This window comes from Mesorhizobium sp. Root157 (assembly GCF_001427385.1).
Taxonomy (GTDB): Bacteria; Pseudomonadota; Alphaproteobacteria; order Rhizobiales; family Rhizobiaceae; genus Mesorhizobium.
Map to the genome: position 1 here is coordinate 48,825 of NZ_LMGJ01000023.1, position 15,779 is coordinate 64,603.

Below are 15,779 nucleotides of genomic sequence, written 5' to 3' on the forward strand. Positions count from 1 at the left end.
GCGAGGAAATCGGTAAGGTAACTGGAGCCAACCCCTCCAGTCGGTTTAGCGGCCAACCGCGAAATCGAGGACACCTTGAAGCAACGACGGTGCGGGCCTTTCTGGTTCTCTTTCGGCTGTCCAAAAGTCGGAGTTACTGAAGAGGCACACCATCATTGCCGGCAGTGCGGAACGGGATCCTCCCATTTCCAAGCCAAGGCAGACAAAGCGAATTTTTGACCGGGCAAGGTCAAGGATTCACCGCCGCGAGACGGCGTTTCCTGGTTCCGGTGTCTCCACCAGCCGGCTCCATGAGACTCCCGCCCCGCCTTTGTTTGACCGCGCTATGCGAGGCTGCGAGCCCGTATGCGCAGCCTTTGTGCACGCCGGTTCCGGCGTATTTGGAGCGACCCCGATGGCAACCCAGCGCATTCTCGATTTCCTTGCCACCCGACGTCCGACCGGCCCTTGCCTTGTCGTCGACCTCGATGTCGTGCGCGACAATTTTTGCGCCTTTGAAAAGGCGCTGCCCGATTCCAGGATCTACTATGCCGTGAAGGCCAATCCAGCGCCGGAAATCCTGCGTTTGCTGGCCTCGATGGGCTCGTCCTTCGACACCGCCTCGGTGGCCGAAATCGAAATGGCGCTCGACGCCGGCGCGCCCGCGTCGCGCATATCCTTCGGCAACACGATCAAGAAGGAGCGCGATATTGCGCGCGCCTATGAACTCGGCATCCGCCTGTTCGCGGTCGATTGCGTGGAAGAGGTCGAAAAGGTGGCGCGCGTGGCAGCCGGCAGCCGCGTGTTCTGCCGCGTGCTTACCGACGGCGAAGGGGCCGAATGGCCGCTGTCGCGCAAGTTCGGCTGCGTGCCGGCGATGGCCGTCGATGTGTTGCGCCATGCGGCTTCGCTCGGCCTCGAAGCTTACGGCGTCTCGTTCCATGTCGGCTCCCAGCAGACTGACCTCAGCGCCTGGGATCGGGCACTGGGCGATGCCGCCAAGGTTTTCACCACGCTTGCCGGGGAAGGCATCCTGCTCAAGATGGTCAACATGGGGGGCGGGTTCCCGACCCGTTACCTGAAGGACGTGCCGGCGGCGCAGGCCTACGGCCAGGCGATCTTCGAGGCGCTGAGCAGGCATTTCGGCAACCGCATTCCCGAAACGATCATCGAGCCGGGCCGCGGCATGGTCGGCAATGCCGGCGTCATCAAGTCCGAGGTCGTGCTGATCTCCAAGAAGGCCGACAACGACAATGTTCGCTGGGTCTATCTCGACATCGGCAAGTTCGGCGGATTGGCCGAAACCATGGACGAGGCGATTCGCTATCCGCTGGTCACGCCGCGCGACGGCGATGCGGTGGCGCCTTGTGTGCTCGCCGGACCGACCTGCGATTCGGCCGACGTGATGTATGAAAAGACGCCGTATCCGCTGCCTTTGTCGCTGACCATCGGCGACGAGGTGCTGATTGAGGGAACGGGCGCATACACCACGACGTACTCGGCCGTCGCCTTCAACGGGTTTGAACCGCTCCGATCCTACGTGATCTGAAAGTTCGGGCAGAAAGGTCGGGAGGCCCGGCTGCAAATGCCAAGGCCTGCCGGCTTTCGATGCCGAACACGCCGCCAGCGTCATTCGCCGGCGGTTCGCTTGTGGAACAGATCTCCGCTCGTGAAGGATTGCGGAAATGGAACTTGCTCACGAACAACCAATCGACGCGGCGAACCTTGCTGTCGTTGCCGAAAATGCGACCGACGCGGTGGCGCGGGACGCATTGCTCGACCGCGCAATGGGACCGGGCCGCAAACGCAAGTCGTCGGAAAAGCTCCGGCGCGGCCGGCGCCCGTCCGAAGGCCTTGCCTTCGTCGCTCGCGATCAGACGGGTACGCTCGTCGGTACGGTGCGGCTGTGGGACGTTGCGCTAGGCGAGGGCGGGCAACAAGCGCTGCTGCTCGGCCCGCTCGCCGTCGAACCGGCGTTGAAGGGTGCTGGCGCAGGCTCGGCGCTCATGCGCCATGCCGTGGCGGAAGCGAGGCGACTCGGCCACCGCGCCATCCTGCTGGTGGGCGATGAACCCTACTACCAGCGCTTCGGCTTTTCGGCGGCAAAGACAGGGCGGCTTGCCATGCCCGGCCCGTATGAGCGGCACCGCTTCCTTGCACTGGAGCTTGTCGTGGGGACGCTGGACGGCGCTGCCGGCACGCTCGAGGCCGCTGGCCGCAAGGTCCGCCCGGAAAAACCCGAGGCCGCCTGAAGCAAAAAGGCCACCCGATCGGCGGGTGGCCTTTTTGCTCTCAAGAATTTTGCATCAGCCGATCAACTGGCTGAGCTGCATGGCGATCGACATGTCGCCTTCGATCTTCAACTTGCCGGTCATGAACGCCATGGTTGGATTGAGGTCGCCGGCGATCAGCGATTCCAGATCGTCCAGCGACAGTGTGATGGTGCAGTCGGCCGGGCCGTCGGTGGTCGAGATGGTGGCGCCGTCGATCAGGATCACGCCGTCGCCGCCGGTGTCGAACTTGACCGACCGGTCGAAGCCGGCGCTCTCGACCTGAGTTTTCAGCTTGGCTGCGATTTCCTGGACACCCATGGCATTTCCTTGTCGTTTTGCGTTTTACGTTCGGATTTGCCCGGGCCATGCCCAAGCCGCTCGAAGGCGCATGCGCGCCGTTGCACGGATATATGGGGTATATGACGTTTACGTCAACGTGATTTCAAGTGAGTCGTACTTCGACCGCTGCAGGCATCAATGCGTGGAGGTCGGCTCGGTCTGCGAATTTGCCGGCGTGGATGGCTTGCGCCGGCGCTTGGCGTTGTCGCGGATGTCGTCCTTGGTCAGGAAGTCGATCTGGTCGACGAGCACTTCCTTGATCAGGTCGATGCCAACGCGGGTATTGATGCTGTCGCGCAGGCTGGTGCGGAAAGCATCCAGATCGATCGTCGTCTTGTCGGAGAAGTCGATCTGCGGGTTGGAATAGAGATAGGAATAGACCTGGTCGGTGATGATCGAGGTCGGCGGAACGGAAAGTTTCGCCAGCTTGGCCGGCTCGGCGGTGAACACCAGTTTGGTGAGGAAGTAGCCGTCCACGCGGGCGTTGCGGACGTAGGGCACGGTGATGATGTCGGTGCTGACGTAGTCGAGCCCGCCGAACAACGGCTTGGCGGTGGCGGCTTCGTCGCGGGCTCCCGCAGCCTGAAAGGAATAGAACACCGCGCCGACGGTGACGGCGCATATCCACAGTGTGGCAACGATGAACTTGATCATCTGGCGGCGGCCCCGGCCAGGATCACGTTTGGGCCCAGCCGAATTGGCCGGCGGAGTAGGTTCCGTCGGCTTCGGCGTGCTGGATGGCATTCTTCAACAGGTTGGCTACCTCCTTGACCGCGTTGAGGTGGGCCAGGATCGCCGCCTCGTTGCGAGCCAGCTTCTGCCGCAGACGGGTCAGCCCATCGCGGTGTTCTGCCAGCAGATCGGGTTGGTCGATCCCCTTGATGGCACGGTTGAGTTCGTAGAGGTAACGGCTCTTGCGTGCATTCGATGCCTTGATGTCGAAACCGGCATTGTTGCGGATCGAGGCCGTTTCCTCTTCGACCGCCTCCTCTATGCGCCCGATAATGGCGGCGAGGTTACCCGGCCTCTGGGAAACGAGATGCCGCTCAGGGCTGACCGCCGTTGCGGGCAGGTTGGACGTGAATTCCGAATAGTCGGTCATCGGGCTACACCTTCTTACTCACTGCCGAAGCCTGATCGTCGCTTAGCGTCCGTGCGATCTTCATTTGAAATTCCTGCACGAGCGACGTGGACAGCCGCGCCCGTTCATCGATTTCCGTTTTCTGCGGGCTTGTCGAGACCGGGCCGATCGGCACCTTGCGCTTGCCGTCGAGATAGTGCGCGGCGGCGAGCGACCTGGCGATGCCGATGCCGCCATTGTCGGCCACCACTCCGGCCAGATGCTCGGCAAGCTGCGACTTCCACATGTCGCCCGCCAGACCCTTGCCGTAGACGCCTTCGGCGTCCTTCGGCAGCATGTTCTGGATGAAGGTCTGCAACACCATCGCTTCGAACTGCTTGAAGTTTTCGGCAGAGGGGTTGGGGGTGTCCTTACTTGCCGTGCGCGACAGCATCGGGGCATCTGTGACGGAGAAGGGTTCCGCGCTGGCGCCGGTGCGTTGCATCAACTGGGCGCGTGCCTGCTGGATATCGGCAGGGTTCGCGGCGCGGGCAACGTCCAGAACGATGTCGCTGGGTGGGGAGATCGCCAAGGAAAGGACCTTCTGCCGATTGTCGGTGCGATCATCGCGCAACAAGCTTGTGGCAACCTGACTTGCGCGCTCAGTCGGTCGAGCGCTTCTGCTCGATGAGGTCGAGCCGCTCGCGGTCCGACTGGTGACGCTCGTCCAGGCGGCGGACCTCGTCGTAGGCGCGCTCCACCATATTGGTCCGCGCCGTAGCCGCCGCGACGAGCGCGGCCTCGTTGCGGGCCTGCTCCAGATTGTCTTGGCTGCGCGCCACGGCGTTCGCGATCCTGTTGTTGTAAAGGTCGGGAAAAAGGCCTGACAGGGATCCGGGCGCATCGAAGGTTTCCACAAGCGCTTCCGCTTCGTGTTTTGCCGCGGCTGCATTCGACAGAAACGTCGCGCGACGCGTCTCATGCAGCGCTTTCAATTGCTCCTGCACCTGGACCAACTTCCTCAAGCGCTCTTTGCGTGTGGTCATTTCCGCTACCTTGCCAGGCTGATGTCGATGAAGCCGTCAACGAACAACGACAGCATGGTGGCGAAGCCGAAATAGAACAGGATCAGGCCTCCGGCGATGACGAACGGCAGCGAGATGAAGTAGATCGGAATCTGCGGGGTGAGCTTGTTGACGAAGCCGATCGTCAGGTTGACCAGAATGGCGTAGGCGACGAACGGACTGCCAAGCCGGATGACGAGAAAGAAGCTTTCCGACAGCGTGTCGGCGACGTCGACCAGCGCTGCCTGCGGATTGAAGAACACATTGACCGGGGCGATCGCGTAGGAGGAAACCAGCGCGCGAATGACCTCCTGGTGGAAATCGAAGACGAACAGCAGCAACAGGGCAGAAAACGAAATGAGCGCCGCCAGCGCCGCCTGCGGCTCGGCTTCCTCAATGGCGGTTCCGCCCATGCTGTTGAAGCCGATCAGCATGGCAAGGGAGGCGCCAATGAAGCGCAAGGCTTCCATGTAAAGCCGCGTCATCGCGCCGATCAGGCCGCCGATCAAAAGCTCCGAAACGATCATCGGGGCAAGGACAGCCGGGCGCGCATCGACGAACGGGTAGATGCGGTCCCACAGGAAAACAAGCAGACCGCCGGTGACCGCGATGGCGAGAAAGAGACGGACCTGCAAAGGCACGCGCACGCTGGAGAGGCCGGGCATGACCATGAAACAGGAGCCGATACGGCAGAAGGCAAGAAACGCCGCCAGAACGAACCCTTCCGCCAGCGCGCTCACGATATCGTTCCGAGCACCCTGATTTCGACACCCTTGGCGATCTCGACATGGGACAGCACGGGCAGCGTCGCGAACAGGCGCTCGATGATCATGCGCACATAGGGGCGGGCGTCCGGTGACGTAACCAGCACGAACCGCTCGCCCGCCTCGAGATGCTTGCGGATCGCCTTGGTGGCATCCTGGCCGAACTCTTCCAGTTGGCGCGGGTCGATGTCGAATTCACGTATCTCGCCCTTGCCGTCGCGCTTCAGGCTCTGATGAAAGGCAAGGTCCCAGCGGTTGCCGAGGCGCAATACCTTGAGCACGCCTCCTTCGGAGAGGTCGCCGCAAATCTGCTGCGCCATGCGGATGCGGACGTGCTCCACGATCTGTTCGGTGCGGCGCACATGCGGCGCGATCTCGGCGATCGCTTCGATGATGAGATGCAGGTTACGGATCGAGACGCGCTCGGCCAGCAGCAGTTTCAACACCGCCTGCAGGCCGGGATAGGAGATGTGAGTGGTGCAGATCTCGTCGGCAAGCTTGCGGTATTCGGGGTCCTGCCGCTCGAGCAGCGCCTTCATGTCCTTGTAGGACAGCAACTGCGGCAGGTTGTTGCGAATCACTTCGGACAGGTGGGTGAGCAGCACCGACATGTTGTCGGCGTAGGTGAACTGTTCGCGCTTCAAGTCCTCTGCGAAGGTATCCATCACCGAATAGGCACGCATGCCGAAGGCCGGCTCACGCACTTCCTCGCCTGGAATATCGGGCAGGTCGCGCGTGCCGAGCAGCACCATGATTTCACCCACGCGCATTTCATGTTCGGCAACCACGGTGCCGTGGATCTTGATCTGGTAGCTTTTCGGCGGAATGGCGAAGTCGTCGGTGAGGCGCACTTCCGGGACGACGAAGCCATACTGCGTGGCGAACTTCTTGCGCATCTTGGCCATGCGGAAGGCGAGTTCCTGATGCGAACTCAACAGGCGCGTCGACAGTTGCTTGCCGATGAGAAGCTCGATCTCGGCGGTGGCCAGCGAAGCCTTGACCGAGTTCTTTTCCTCTTCCGCCTTGGCGGCGGCCTCGTTGTTCTTCACGGCCTGCTGTTCGGCGAGTTCGCGATTGTGCCGCATGGGGATGACGTAGCCGAGACCGGCCATCGCCAAAGCCAGTATGAGGAATGGAAACAGCGGCAGCCCGGGCATCATGCCGAGCAGGGCAAGAAGAGAGGCCGCGACGTAGAGCGCCCGCGGATAGGCGCCAAGCTGGCCGAATACGGCCTGGTCGGCCGAGCCGCGGGTGCCGCCCTTGGACACCAGAAGGCCGGCGGCAAGCGATACGATCAATGCCGGGATCTGGGTGACGAGGCCGTCGCCCACGGAAAGCTTGATGAACACGTCGGCTGCTTCGCCCATGCCCATGTCATGGCGCAAATAGCCAATGGCGATGCCGCCGACGATGTTGATCGCCGTGATGATGAGACCGGCGATGGCGTCGCCGCGCACGAACTTCGAAGCGCCGTCCATGGAGCCGAAGAAGGAAGATTCCTCTTCCAGTTCGCGGCGCCGCAACTGTGCCGTCTTGTCGTCGATGGTGCCGGCGGAAAGGTCGGCGTCGATCGACATCTGCTTGCCCGGAATGGCATCGAGGGTGAAGCGGGCGCCGACCTCGGCGATGCGGGTCGCGCCCTTGGTGATGACGATGAAGTTCACCACGACCAGGATCAGGAACACGATGAGGCCGATGACGAAGTCGCTGGACATGACCAGCTTTGAAAAGCCGCTGATCACATAGCCGGCGGCATGGGTGCCTTCATTGCCATGGGACAGGATCATGCGGGTGGTTGCGATGTTGAGCGAAAGGCGCAGCATCGTGGCGATCAGCAGGATGGTAGGGAAAGACGAAAAGTCGAGGGGGCGCTGGATCCATAGCGCAACCATCAGGATCAGCACCGAAAGGGCGATCGAAAAGGCCAGCCCGACGTCGATAAGGAATGCCGGGATTGGCAGGAACAGAACCGCCAGAATGACGATGATACCGAGTGCGAAGAAGACGTCGCGCCCATTGCGTGGAGCCGTGACGGTCGAAATGCTTTCGCTGATGGCCATCGTGTCTTCACGCCTCATGCATGGCGCGGCGCAAGGCAGCGCCACGGTTGGCCGAATCTAGCGGCCCAAACTTGCGCGAAGGTGGGGAAGCAAGCCGACCGCCGCCGTTCGGCTCAATGCAGGTCGATCGGGCCTCTTGGCGTGACGATGGCTTGTTCGGCGGTGGTCGGGCGTTCGATCATGCGGCGCACGCGCGGCCGCTCGCTGCCGCTGTGAAGCGCACGAATGCGTTCCGTGATGGCGGCATCGGCGAATGTCGCGCGGGTGTTGTGGCGCACATATTCCAGCCAGGTCGGCGTGTGATAGGTTTCGATCCAGATTTCGGGATTCTCCAGGTCGCGCGCCAGCGTCCAGTTACGGGCTCCGTCACGGCGGCGGATACGCCCTCGCTCGGCCATCAATTCGATGAATTCGGAAAGATCCTCGTCGCGGATGACATACTCGATCAGGATCGCGATGGGACCGCTGCGCGGTTTGAGGTCGAGCGACAACAGCGGCTCGGTCCAGCGGTTGAGCGGGTCGAGGTTGAGCGTCGCCAGTTGCGGCAGCGGCGCCAGAAAGCCGAGGGCGCTGCCGGCCAGCATGGAGATAGCCGCAGCGATCAATGCCATTTCGACGCCGTGCGTTTCGGCGACGATGCCCCAAATCCAACTGCCCAGCGCGATGCCGCCGAAAGTGGCGGTCTGGTAGATGGACAGCGCCCTGCCCACCACCCATCGCGGCGTCGACAATTGGACCGTGACGTTGAAATGCGACAGCGCCAGCACCCAGCATGCTCCGCCGACCAGAAGACCAGCGCAGGTCAGCCACGCCTGTGAACTGACGGCGGCAATCAGCCCGCATAACGCAAAGCCGAGGAAAGCGTAGCGGACCATGACTTCGCTGGACAGAGCCTGACGCAGTCTTTCGCTGGCGAGCGCGCCACCGACAGCGCCAAGGCCGAAAGCACCTAGCATGATGCCGTAGACAAGCGGCCCGCCCTGGACGAGGTCTCGCGCCACCAGAGGGAGCAGTGCAAGGATTGAACCACTGGTGAAACCGAACACCGATGCCCGCAACAGCACCTTTCCGATGCTGGGCGACATGGCCACGTAGCGTATGCCGGCGCCCATCGCCACGCCCAGAGTTTCGCGCGGCAGATTTGCCGCCGGAATTTGCGGCTTCCAGCGAAACAGCACGAAAATCAGCGCGACATAGCTGGCGGCATTGGCGGCAAAGGCGGCGGCAGCGCCGGCGGTTGCCACGATGATGCCGCCGATGGCCGGACCGACGCTACGGGTGAGGTTGAAGCCCATGGAGTTCAGAGCGACCGCTGCCGGCAGATCGGCGCGCGGAACCATGTCGCCGACCGAAGCCTGCCAAGAGGGGTTGTTCAAGGCCGTGCCGCAGCCGATGAGGAAGGTGAAGGCAAGCAGCAGCCATGGGGTGATGAGGCCAAGATAGGCAGCGACCGTGAGCAGGATCGACACGGTTACCATGAAGCATTGCGCCACCAGCATGACCTGGCGTCGCCCGAAGCTATCGGCGATTGCACCGGAAACGAGCGAGAAAAGCATGATGGGCAAGGCTGTCGACGCCTGCACAAGTGCAACCATGTCGGACGACGTGGTGATCGACGTCATCAGCCAAGCCGCACCGACGCCCTGGATCAGGCCGCCGAAGTTCGATGCCAGGCTGGCAGTCCACACGGCACGGAAAGTGCTATGCCGGAATGGCGCAAGGGTCGATCTTTTTTCAACGTCCGCTTCGTCGTCGATCACGCGTCTTGCTTCACCAGTATGCGGGTTAGCTCTTATTGGTCTCAGGCTCGATCAGACTTTTCCACTGTAGCCGCCACGAAGAATATAGCGAAGGCTGTTTCTGTATAGGACGCGCCCTGTCAACAGGGCAATGGCGGACCGGCCTGGATCGCCGTGCATCCTGACGGATGCATGGTGGCGAACTCTTCTCGTTTGAGCATCGGATTGTCCGAAAACCGGTTTCCACTTTCGGCCCGACGGCTCTAGAATCCCGTTTCAATCCGTTCGAATATGACATTGGTGAAGGCGGAAATCTGGCTGCCGACAAATGGGCCGGTGAGTGCGACCACCAGCATGATCGCCACGATCTTCGGCACGAATGTCAGGGTGATTTCCTGAACCTGGGTCAACGCCTGAACCAGAGCGATGCCGATGCCGACTACCATGGCCACCAAAACGACGGGCGCGGATGCGACGAGGACCGTCCATACCGCGTACTGCATGATGTCGAGTGCGTCGGCTTCGTTCATGGTTCCAAGTCTACGCCCTTATCGAACGCAAGCACATGGGACCGCTGGGCCGGCCCGCGCCATTTGTTTTGGCTAGCTGGCGTTCTTCACTGTGACGCCGGGGCCGACAGCAACCTCCGCGCCACCCTCGAGAATGGCGACCAAGCCACTCGCTGCGAGGCGGACCTCTTTCACGATGCCGCTGGTCACTCCATCGGCAGAGGTGAGCGCGTGGCCGATCAGGCTGTCGGCTTGAGCGAGCGCAGAAGCTTGCAGGATCTGGTCGAGCTTGGTGTTGGTCTGAACCGTTTGCTCGACCTGGGAGAAGGTCGCGAGTTGCGACACATACTGGGTCGAGTCCATCGGCTGGGTCGGGTCCTGGTTCTTCATCTGTGCGATCAGGAGCCGGAGGAAGGAATTGTAGTCGACCGTCGCCTTCGACTTGGCCGATGCCGGATTCGCGGTCGGGGGCAGGGCGGTTGTCATATCCACGTTCATGATCAGCGGGCTCCTACTGCCAGCGGACGGGCCTCGTCCATCTCATCGTCGTCGTTTTCCTGCAGCACTTGGCGCTCGAACGCATAGAGGGAGCGGATCGTCTTCAGCGCTTCGTAGACGTTGTCTTCGCCTACCATGCGATCGACCTGCTTGAGGGCGTTGCAGATGCGTTCGTCCTTGAAACTGGCCAGCAGAAGCGGCAGCGAGCGGCGGAACATGGCGCGTGCCTCCGGCGCGCCTTCCGGGTTCATCAGCATGATCTGCAAGATGAAATAGAGCTGCCTGAGGGGGGTTGAGGCATCTTCCGGTTGCAGGACATGGCTCTCCAGAAGGAATTGGACGTCATTCAACAACTCGAGCGTGACTTTGCGGTCGACGCGGATGACGGCGCCGTTCAGATAGATCTTCTCGTTCGGTTTCAAGGAAAGCTTGAACGTGGTGCTCATTGGATGCCGTCCCGTATGATCTGAGAAACCTCGATGACGCCTTCGAAATTGCTGGTCCGGCCCTGGCGGATATCCTCCGTTTCGCGAAGCACCCACAGGCCGATCGAAATGAGGTTGGCCCGCAATTCCTTCGGCAACGCGTTCTCGCTGGAGCCGAGATCTTCAACGAACGTCGTCCAGACGCGGTTGGTGAAGTGCAGTGCCTCGATCGCTTCCATCGAATCGGGACCGATGGAAGCGGCCGCCGTGAGAAGATCGATCGAGCGGCTTAAAAGTTGACGCTCGCGGTCCCTCGCGTCGGCAACGGAGTCTGTCTGAATGTCGGCATAGGAGAATTGATACATCGCTTGTCCGTCCGATCAGGTCAGGTAGTTCAACAGGCTGAGTTGCTGGATGCGCGCCGTCAGCGCGAAGGAGGTCTGGATATGGGACATGAGGTCGTTGACGCGGTTGGCGGCTTCATAAGGGTCCACGCCTTCCAGATCGATGATGTGCCGTTCGAACAGGTCCACCTGGGTGTTGATGCGTTCGCTGGCGTCCGACACGCGGTTCTGGATGATGCCGGTCTGCGACTGCAACTGGCCAAGGTCGGAGATCGCCTCGCCAGCCAGCGCGAGCGCCTTTGCCGCGGCGGCATTCTTTGCGGCGGCGCTGAGATTGCCGGAAAATGCCTCGGCAACGATGGTGGCGGCCATGGCGATCTTGCGCAGGCCTTCCTGGTTGGCACTGACCGACGTCGCTGTCGTCTCGTTCAGGGCGATCCGGCTGACGATCTGCTGATCGGTCGCGTTCGACCAGTTTGCTTGCCAGCCGGCGCCAAAAAACTGCGGTTCGACGCTGTTGGTCAGGAAATCGTCCATGTCGGCAGTTGAGATGCCGGCAGCGGCGGGGTCGTCCTGATTGAAGCCGAAGCGGGTGAAAAAGGCGGTGTCGAAAGCCGCCTTCGCCGGCGATGGAGCCGCCGAATAGTCATTGATCGGCCTGAAATCCGTATTCGTGCCGGCGAACAGATACTCCCCGTTCAAGCTGGAATTCAGCATCGAGGTCAGCGATTGCAGGGCGGCGCGACCGCTTTCGGCAGCGACGCTGTCCGGCATGTCGCCGGATGCAGCTACCGTCATGCTGGACAGCAGGGATTGTGTGGCGCCAAGAATTTGTCCCAGTGCGTCCTGCGTCGATTTCAGGCGCGCTGCCACCAGGGCGTTTGAAGCGACGATGCTGTTCAGCCTGTCCAGGTCGCGATGAAAATTCACCGATTGGGAGGCGTTGGCTCCCAAGGTCAGCCCGATATCGGCGACTTTGCCAGAGTCCAGTTCCTTCTGCGCCTTGACCAGATCGACCTGCATGCGCGTCTGCGAGTAGCGCATTGCATTCGATACGGCTGCGGAGGAAACGGAGACGGCTTTCATGGTCAGACAGCCTCAAGCAGTGCGTTGAGCATCTGGTCGATCGTACTCATCAGCCGTGCCGACGCTTGATAGGTGTGCTCCAGGTCGAGCATCAGCGACATTTCCATGTCGACATTGACGCCGGTCTCGTTGGACAACGCTTCGGCGGTGCGGCTTGCCAATGCTTCCTTGGTGTCGGCGAGGGCGGTAGCTTGCTGGCGGATACCCTCGAACCAACCGATGGCATTGGCCGAAAATTCCGTCACGCTGGAAGAAGCGGAAATGCCGGCGGCAGGGCTGAAGATCATCGGCGCGTCGAGACGGTCGCCATACTGGATCAGCATTTCGGAAAACGATGCGCCACCGGTGGCGTTCTTGACATAGGCGGCACCATTAATGCCACCGTCGCGCAGCAGATTGATATTGCCGCCGGGTTGAGACGGATCGACCGCGGCGTTGATGGAGATCGTTCCCGCCAGACCGGGCTCCAGTGTCGTCGGTACTGCTGGTCCACCCTGCCAGGTGAAAAGGCCGGCCATGTCGGCCAGCGGCGGGGCCTTTTCGGCAAAGGCATCGATGAGACCTCGGGCGATCTCATCGAGTTGGCTCTGCATGGTGGAAGCGACACCGTCACGGAGTTGCAGGAAACCGGCGAGCTTTCCGGCTGCCTCGCCAAGCCCTCCCATGCCGGGCGATAACGGCACGTTGTCGATATAGACGGTAGCGCCCGTGGTTGTCGGAGAATAACCCGAAGATGGCGTGAAACTTACCGAGCGCGGAATGGTCTCGAACAGCGTCGTGCCGTCGGTGGTCGTGATGACCATGTCGTTGTCGCCGCGCGTGTAGGTCGAGACCGGCACATATTCGGCGATTTTCTTCAGCAGCGCGTCGCGCTTGTCCAATGCGTCGGAAACGTCGGTCCCTGAACGAGTGCCTGAGATGATGGCCTTGTTGGCGCCTTCGAACTGCACAAGCAGGTCGTTCAACTGGCCGACTGCGTTGGCAATCTGGCTGTCCATGTCGGTGCGGAAAGCCTGTATGGCATTCGTTCCCTCCGTCAGGGAACGCACGACCTGCCGAGAGGCATCGATGACGCTTGCGCCGAGGTTCTGGTTGGAGGGCGATGTGGCGTAGAGTTGCAACGCATTCTGAAGATTGCCGATCGCCGTCGAGGCGGAAGCTGCATTGTCTACGCCGTTGACCGCGAGTTGCAGCCTGTCCAATCCATTGGACAGGGTGGCTTGGCCGCTCCAGGCCGAGAGTGCGAACAGGTTCTGGCGAAAAAGCTGCGCGTTGGTGGCGCGCTGGATATCGACCGAGCGCGCGCCGGGCGCCATGCTGACAACCGTGGCAGTACGGCGCGAATAGTCGGGATTGGAGGCATCCGACACGTTGCGCGTGACGACGCTGGTCTGGCGCGACGTCGTCAGAAGCGCAGACTGGGCGATGCTCAATGCGGATGACAGCGACATTCTATGCTTTCACGGCCTTCGTGCCGGTTGCTATCTCTTCAGGTTGACGAGGACATCCATCAGGTCGGAACCGGTCTGGAATACTTTGGAGTTTGCGGTGTAGCTGCGCTGGGCTGCGATCATGTCGGTCAATTCCTCGGCGATGTCGACGTTGGAGCTTTCCAGTGCGCCGGAAACGATCGAGCCGAGCTTGCCTTCGTTGGCAAAGCCTAATCGGACCGCGCCCGAGTCCGTGCCCTGCGCGTAGACGTTGCCGGGCAGCGAGGTCAGCCGGTCGGGACTTTGCACGTCGGCCAGCGGGATCTTGTAGAGTGCACGGGAGGAGCCATCGCCATACATGGCGTAGATGGTTCCGTCCTTGCTGATCTGCACCTTGTCGATCGTGCTGGGTGCGTTGCCATTGGTCGCGCCGCCGGAAACTGTGAAGCCCGCGCCAAGCTGGCTGAGTTCCGACAGGTCGAGATTGAAGGCAGCACCATTGGGAATGGTCAGAGAAACGCTATCAACCGCCCCCGTCAGTTGTCCGGTCGTTGTGTCGAATGTCAGGTTCGCGCTGCCCAGCGCGCCACCTGTGTAGGGGAACGAGGTTCCGGGCGTCGCAGCAGATTGGTCGAATACCGAGACCTGCCAGGTGCCAGTGCCGGTGTTGGTGAAATAGACGTCCATCAGCATGCGATTGCCGAGATTGTCATAGGCAACGAGCGAGGATTTCGAGGTGTATGCGGCAGTCGGGCTGTTGGTAGAAGGCAGATCGCCTGCCGCTACGGCAGTAGCACCGGCAGGCAGGTTGCCTCTGTAGTAGCCATCGGTGCTGGGTGACGCCGTCATCTGACCGTCGGTGATGCGCACTGGCTCCAACCCGTCGAAGCCGTTGACGGTTGCTGCCGGCAAGCCGTTTTCATAGCTGTATGCCATCAACTGGAAGCCGGCGGCGTTGACCAACCTACCTTCACCATCCGGCACGAATGCGCCGGCGCGGGTGAGAAACGGCGTGCCGCTCGGGTCCTGCACCACGAAGAAGCCATTTCCGTCCACGGCAAGGTCGGAGACTGAAGTGGTGTATTGAAGGACGCCCTGGGCGCTGATCGAATTAATGACCGTCGTTGTCACGCCGCCGGAATTGTAACTGCCGCCTGTGCTGGGCATGACAAGCGTCGAGAATTCCGTCGAAGCTCGCTTGTATCCGGTGGTATCGGAGTTGGCGATGTTGTCGGCCGTCGTTGCCAGTCGGTTCGCTTGCGCGGCCATGCCGGAAACGCCGGTTCGCATCATCCCATACAAGCTCATCGAAACGTCTCCTCAGTTCCACCGGGTGTGGCGAAAAGAATACGCTTGTTGTCTTGCGCGAGGCTGGCGCGGAGAAGCGGGCGCAGGCCTGTGGCCCGATCCATCAGAAGACCAGCCGATAGCCGAGGAAGCGTTTTGAATCGATCGGATCGTGGCCGAGCTTCTCGCGCAGTTTCTTGCGCAGCTTGGAGATGTGGCTTTCCACGACGTTTTCTTCGACCTCTTCGTCGAAGATGCCGTAAATGGAGTTGAAGACCTGGGTCTTGGTGACGCGCCGTCCGCGATTTGCGGCGAGAAATTCCAGAATGCGGCGTTCGCGACGCGGCAGTGGCAGCGATTGGCCGTTGATCTCGGGATCGCGGCCATCCATGAAGATGCGCATCGGGCCGATTTCGGTGAAGTTCGCGCTTTCCTCGGCCCGCCTGCGGATCGCCGTGATGCGGGCGAGGATTTCGCGGATGTGGACCGGCTTGCGCACCACGTCGTCGACGCCAGACTCGAAAAGCTTCAGCGTGTTCTCGAGAGAATGATGTTCGCTCAGCGCGATGACCGGAGCACCGGTACGTCCGCGTATCTGGCGCGGCGAAATGCTGCCTTCGCGGCAATCGCCGATCAGGAACGCACTTACCGATTTGAGGTCGTCATCGGCGGCGCTTGCCACCCACTCGTCGAATTCACTTGGCGCGAAACCGGCGCACGCAACGCCTTCCCTGTCGAAAAGTGAATTATAGCCCTCGGTTACGAGTTCGCGCTCGTCAACGACTACGATCATCGGCCCGCCCCCCGAATCATTTCATTTGCCCCGGGGACAAGGGGTAGTCGCTGGCTGGAATCCTGAACAACCGTCAATTCTTGTAACTATTTTCTTGGGAGTCGGGAATCGCTCAGGTTGTATCACCCG

18 protein-coding genes are annotated in these 15,779 nt (G+C 61.4%); 2 read left to right on the forward strand and 16 right to left on the reverse strand.

The window, feature by feature from the left end; translation table 11 throughout:
* The first annotated feature begins 394 nt into the window (after nt 1-394).
* Complete coding sequence (gene odc2 / locus ASD64_RS12460; RefSeq protein WP_056105525.1) at nt 395-1,528, forward strand: ornithine/lysine decarboxylase; 1,134 nt, start codon at nt 395-397, stop codon at nt 1,526-1,528.
* Between the two features lie 136 nt (nt 1,529-1,664).
* Nucleotides 1,665-2,231 (forward strand): GNAT family N-acetyltransferase, encoded by a 567-nt coding sequence (locus tag ASD64_RS12465; RefSeq protein ID WP_056105526.1) that lies wholly within the window; start codon nt 1,665-1,667, stop codon nt 2,229-2,231.
* Nucleotides 2,232-2,285: 54 nt separating this feature from the next.
* Here ASD64_RS12465 and ASD64_RS12470 read toward each other — a convergent pair whose 3' ends face one another.
* The 16 genes from ASD64_RS12470 to ASD64_RS12545 all read right to left on the reverse strand — a co-directional run bounded on the left by ASD64_RS12470 (nt 2,286) and on the right by ASD64_RS12545 (nt 15,650).
* Entirely contained in the window at nt 2,286-2,570 is a 285-nt protein-coding gene (locus tag ASD64_RS12470) for an SCP2 sterol-binding domain-containing protein (RefSeq protein WP_056105527.1), read from the reverse strand.
* Nucleotides 2,571-2,726: 156 nt separating this feature from the next.
* On the reverse strand, nt 2,727-3,245 hold the full coding sequence (locus tag ASD64_RS12475; protein ID WP_056105528.1) for a hypothetical protein: 519 nt from the start codon (nt 3,243-3,245) through the stop codon (nt 2,727-2,729).
* A 22-nt stretch (nt 3,246-3,267) separates the two neighbouring features.
* Nucleotides 3,268-3,693 carry a hypothetical protein gene (locus tag ASD64_RS12480; RefSeq protein ID WP_056105529.1) on the reverse strand — a complete coding sequence of 142 codons (426 nt, stop codon included), beginning with the start codon at nt 3,691-3,693 and terminating at the stop codon, nt 3,268-3,270.
* 4 nt (nt 3,694-3,697) lie between these two features.
* Complete coding sequence (locus ASD64_RS12485; protein WP_056105530.1) at nt 3,698-4,288, reverse strand: rod-binding protein; 591 nt, start codon at nt 4,286-4,288, stop codon at nt 3,698-3,700.
* 25 nt (nt 4,289-4,313) lie between these two features.
* Nucleotides 4,314-4,697: a hypothetical protein gene (locus ASD64_RS12490; RefSeq protein ID WP_056105531.1), complete on the reverse strand. Its 384-nt coding sequence runs from the start codon at nt 4,695-4,697 to the stop codon at nt 4,314-4,316.
* A gap of 5 nt (nt 4,698-4,702) precedes the next feature.
* Complete coding sequence (fliR, locus tag ASD64_RS12495) at nt 4,703-5,455, reverse strand: flagellar biosynthetic protein FliR (RefSeq protein WP_056105532.1); 753 nt, start codon at nt 5,453-5,455, stop codon at nt 4,703-4,705.
* Nucleotides 5,452-7,539, reverse strand: a complete 2,088-nt coding sequence (gene flhA / locus ASD64_RS12500; RefSeq protein ID WP_056105533.1) for a flagellar biosynthesis protein FlhA — start codon at nt 7,537-7,539, stop codon at nt 5,452-5,454. The genes fliR and flhA overlap by 4 nt, the downstream gene beginning before the upstream one ends.
* Nucleotides 7,540-7,652: 113 nt before the next feature.
* Nucleotides 7,653-9,299: an MFS transporter gene (locus ASD64_RS12505; protein WP_056105534.1), complete on the reverse strand. Its 1,647-nt coding sequence runs from the start codon at nt 9,297-9,299 to the stop codon at nt 7,653-7,655.
* Between the two features lie 242 nt (nt 9,300-9,541).
* Nucleotides 9,542-9,808 (reverse strand): flagellar biosynthesis protein FliQ, encoded by a 267-nt coding sequence (gene fliQ / locus ASD64_RS12510; RefSeq protein ID WP_056105535.1) that lies wholly within the window; start codon nt 9,806-9,808, stop codon nt 9,542-9,544.
* A 72-nt stretch (nt 9,809-9,880) separates the two neighbouring features.
* A complete protein-coding gene (gene flgD / locus ASD64_RS12515; protein ID WP_056105536.1) occupies nt 9,881-10,285 on the reverse strand; it encodes a flagellar hook assembly protein FlgD in 405 nt (134 codons plus the stop codon).
* A gap of 2 nt (nt 10,286-10,287) precedes the next feature.
* Nucleotides 10,288-10,731, reverse strand: coding sequence for a flagellar biosynthesis repressor FlbT (flbT, locus tag ASD64_RS12520; protein ID WP_056105537.1), 444 nt, complete (start codon nt 10,729-10,731; stop codon nt 10,288-10,290).
* On the reverse strand, nt 10,728-11,075 hold the full coding sequence (gene flaF, locus ASD64_RS12525) for a flagellar biosynthesis regulator FlaF (RefSeq protein ID WP_056105538.1): 348 nt from the start codon (nt 11,073-11,075) through the stop codon (nt 10,728-10,730). Before flaF ends, flbT begins: the two co-directional genes overlap by 4 nt.
* Nucleotides 11,076-11,090: 15 nt before the next feature.
* Nucleotides 11,091-12,140, reverse strand: a complete 1,050-nt coding sequence (locus ASD64_RS12530) for a flagellar hook-associated family protein (protein WP_056105539.1) — start codon at nt 12,138-12,140, stop codon at nt 11,091-11,093.
* Nucleotides 12,141-12,142: 2 nt separating this feature from the next.
* The gene (gene flgK, locus ASD64_RS12535; protein ID WP_056105540.1) at nt 12,143-13,591 is read right to left on the reverse strand and encodes a flagellar hook-associated protein FlgK; all 1,449 of its coding nucleotides are present in this window, start codon (nt 13,589-13,591) and stop codon (nt 12,143-12,145) included.
* Nucleotides 13,592-13,621: 30 nt separating this feature from the next.
* Nucleotides 13,622-14,878: a flagellar hook protein FlgE gene (locus ASD64_RS12540; RefSeq protein WP_056105541.1), complete on the reverse strand. Its 1,257-nt coding sequence runs from the start codon at nt 14,876-14,878 to the stop codon at nt 13,622-13,624.
* Between the two features lie 103 nt (nt 14,879-14,981).
* Complete coding sequence (locus ASD64_RS12545; protein WP_056105542.1) at nt 14,982-15,650, reverse strand: response regulator transcription factor; 669 nt, start codon at nt 15,648-15,650, stop codon at nt 14,982-14,984.
* Nucleotides 15,651-15,779: the final 129 nt, after the last annotated feature.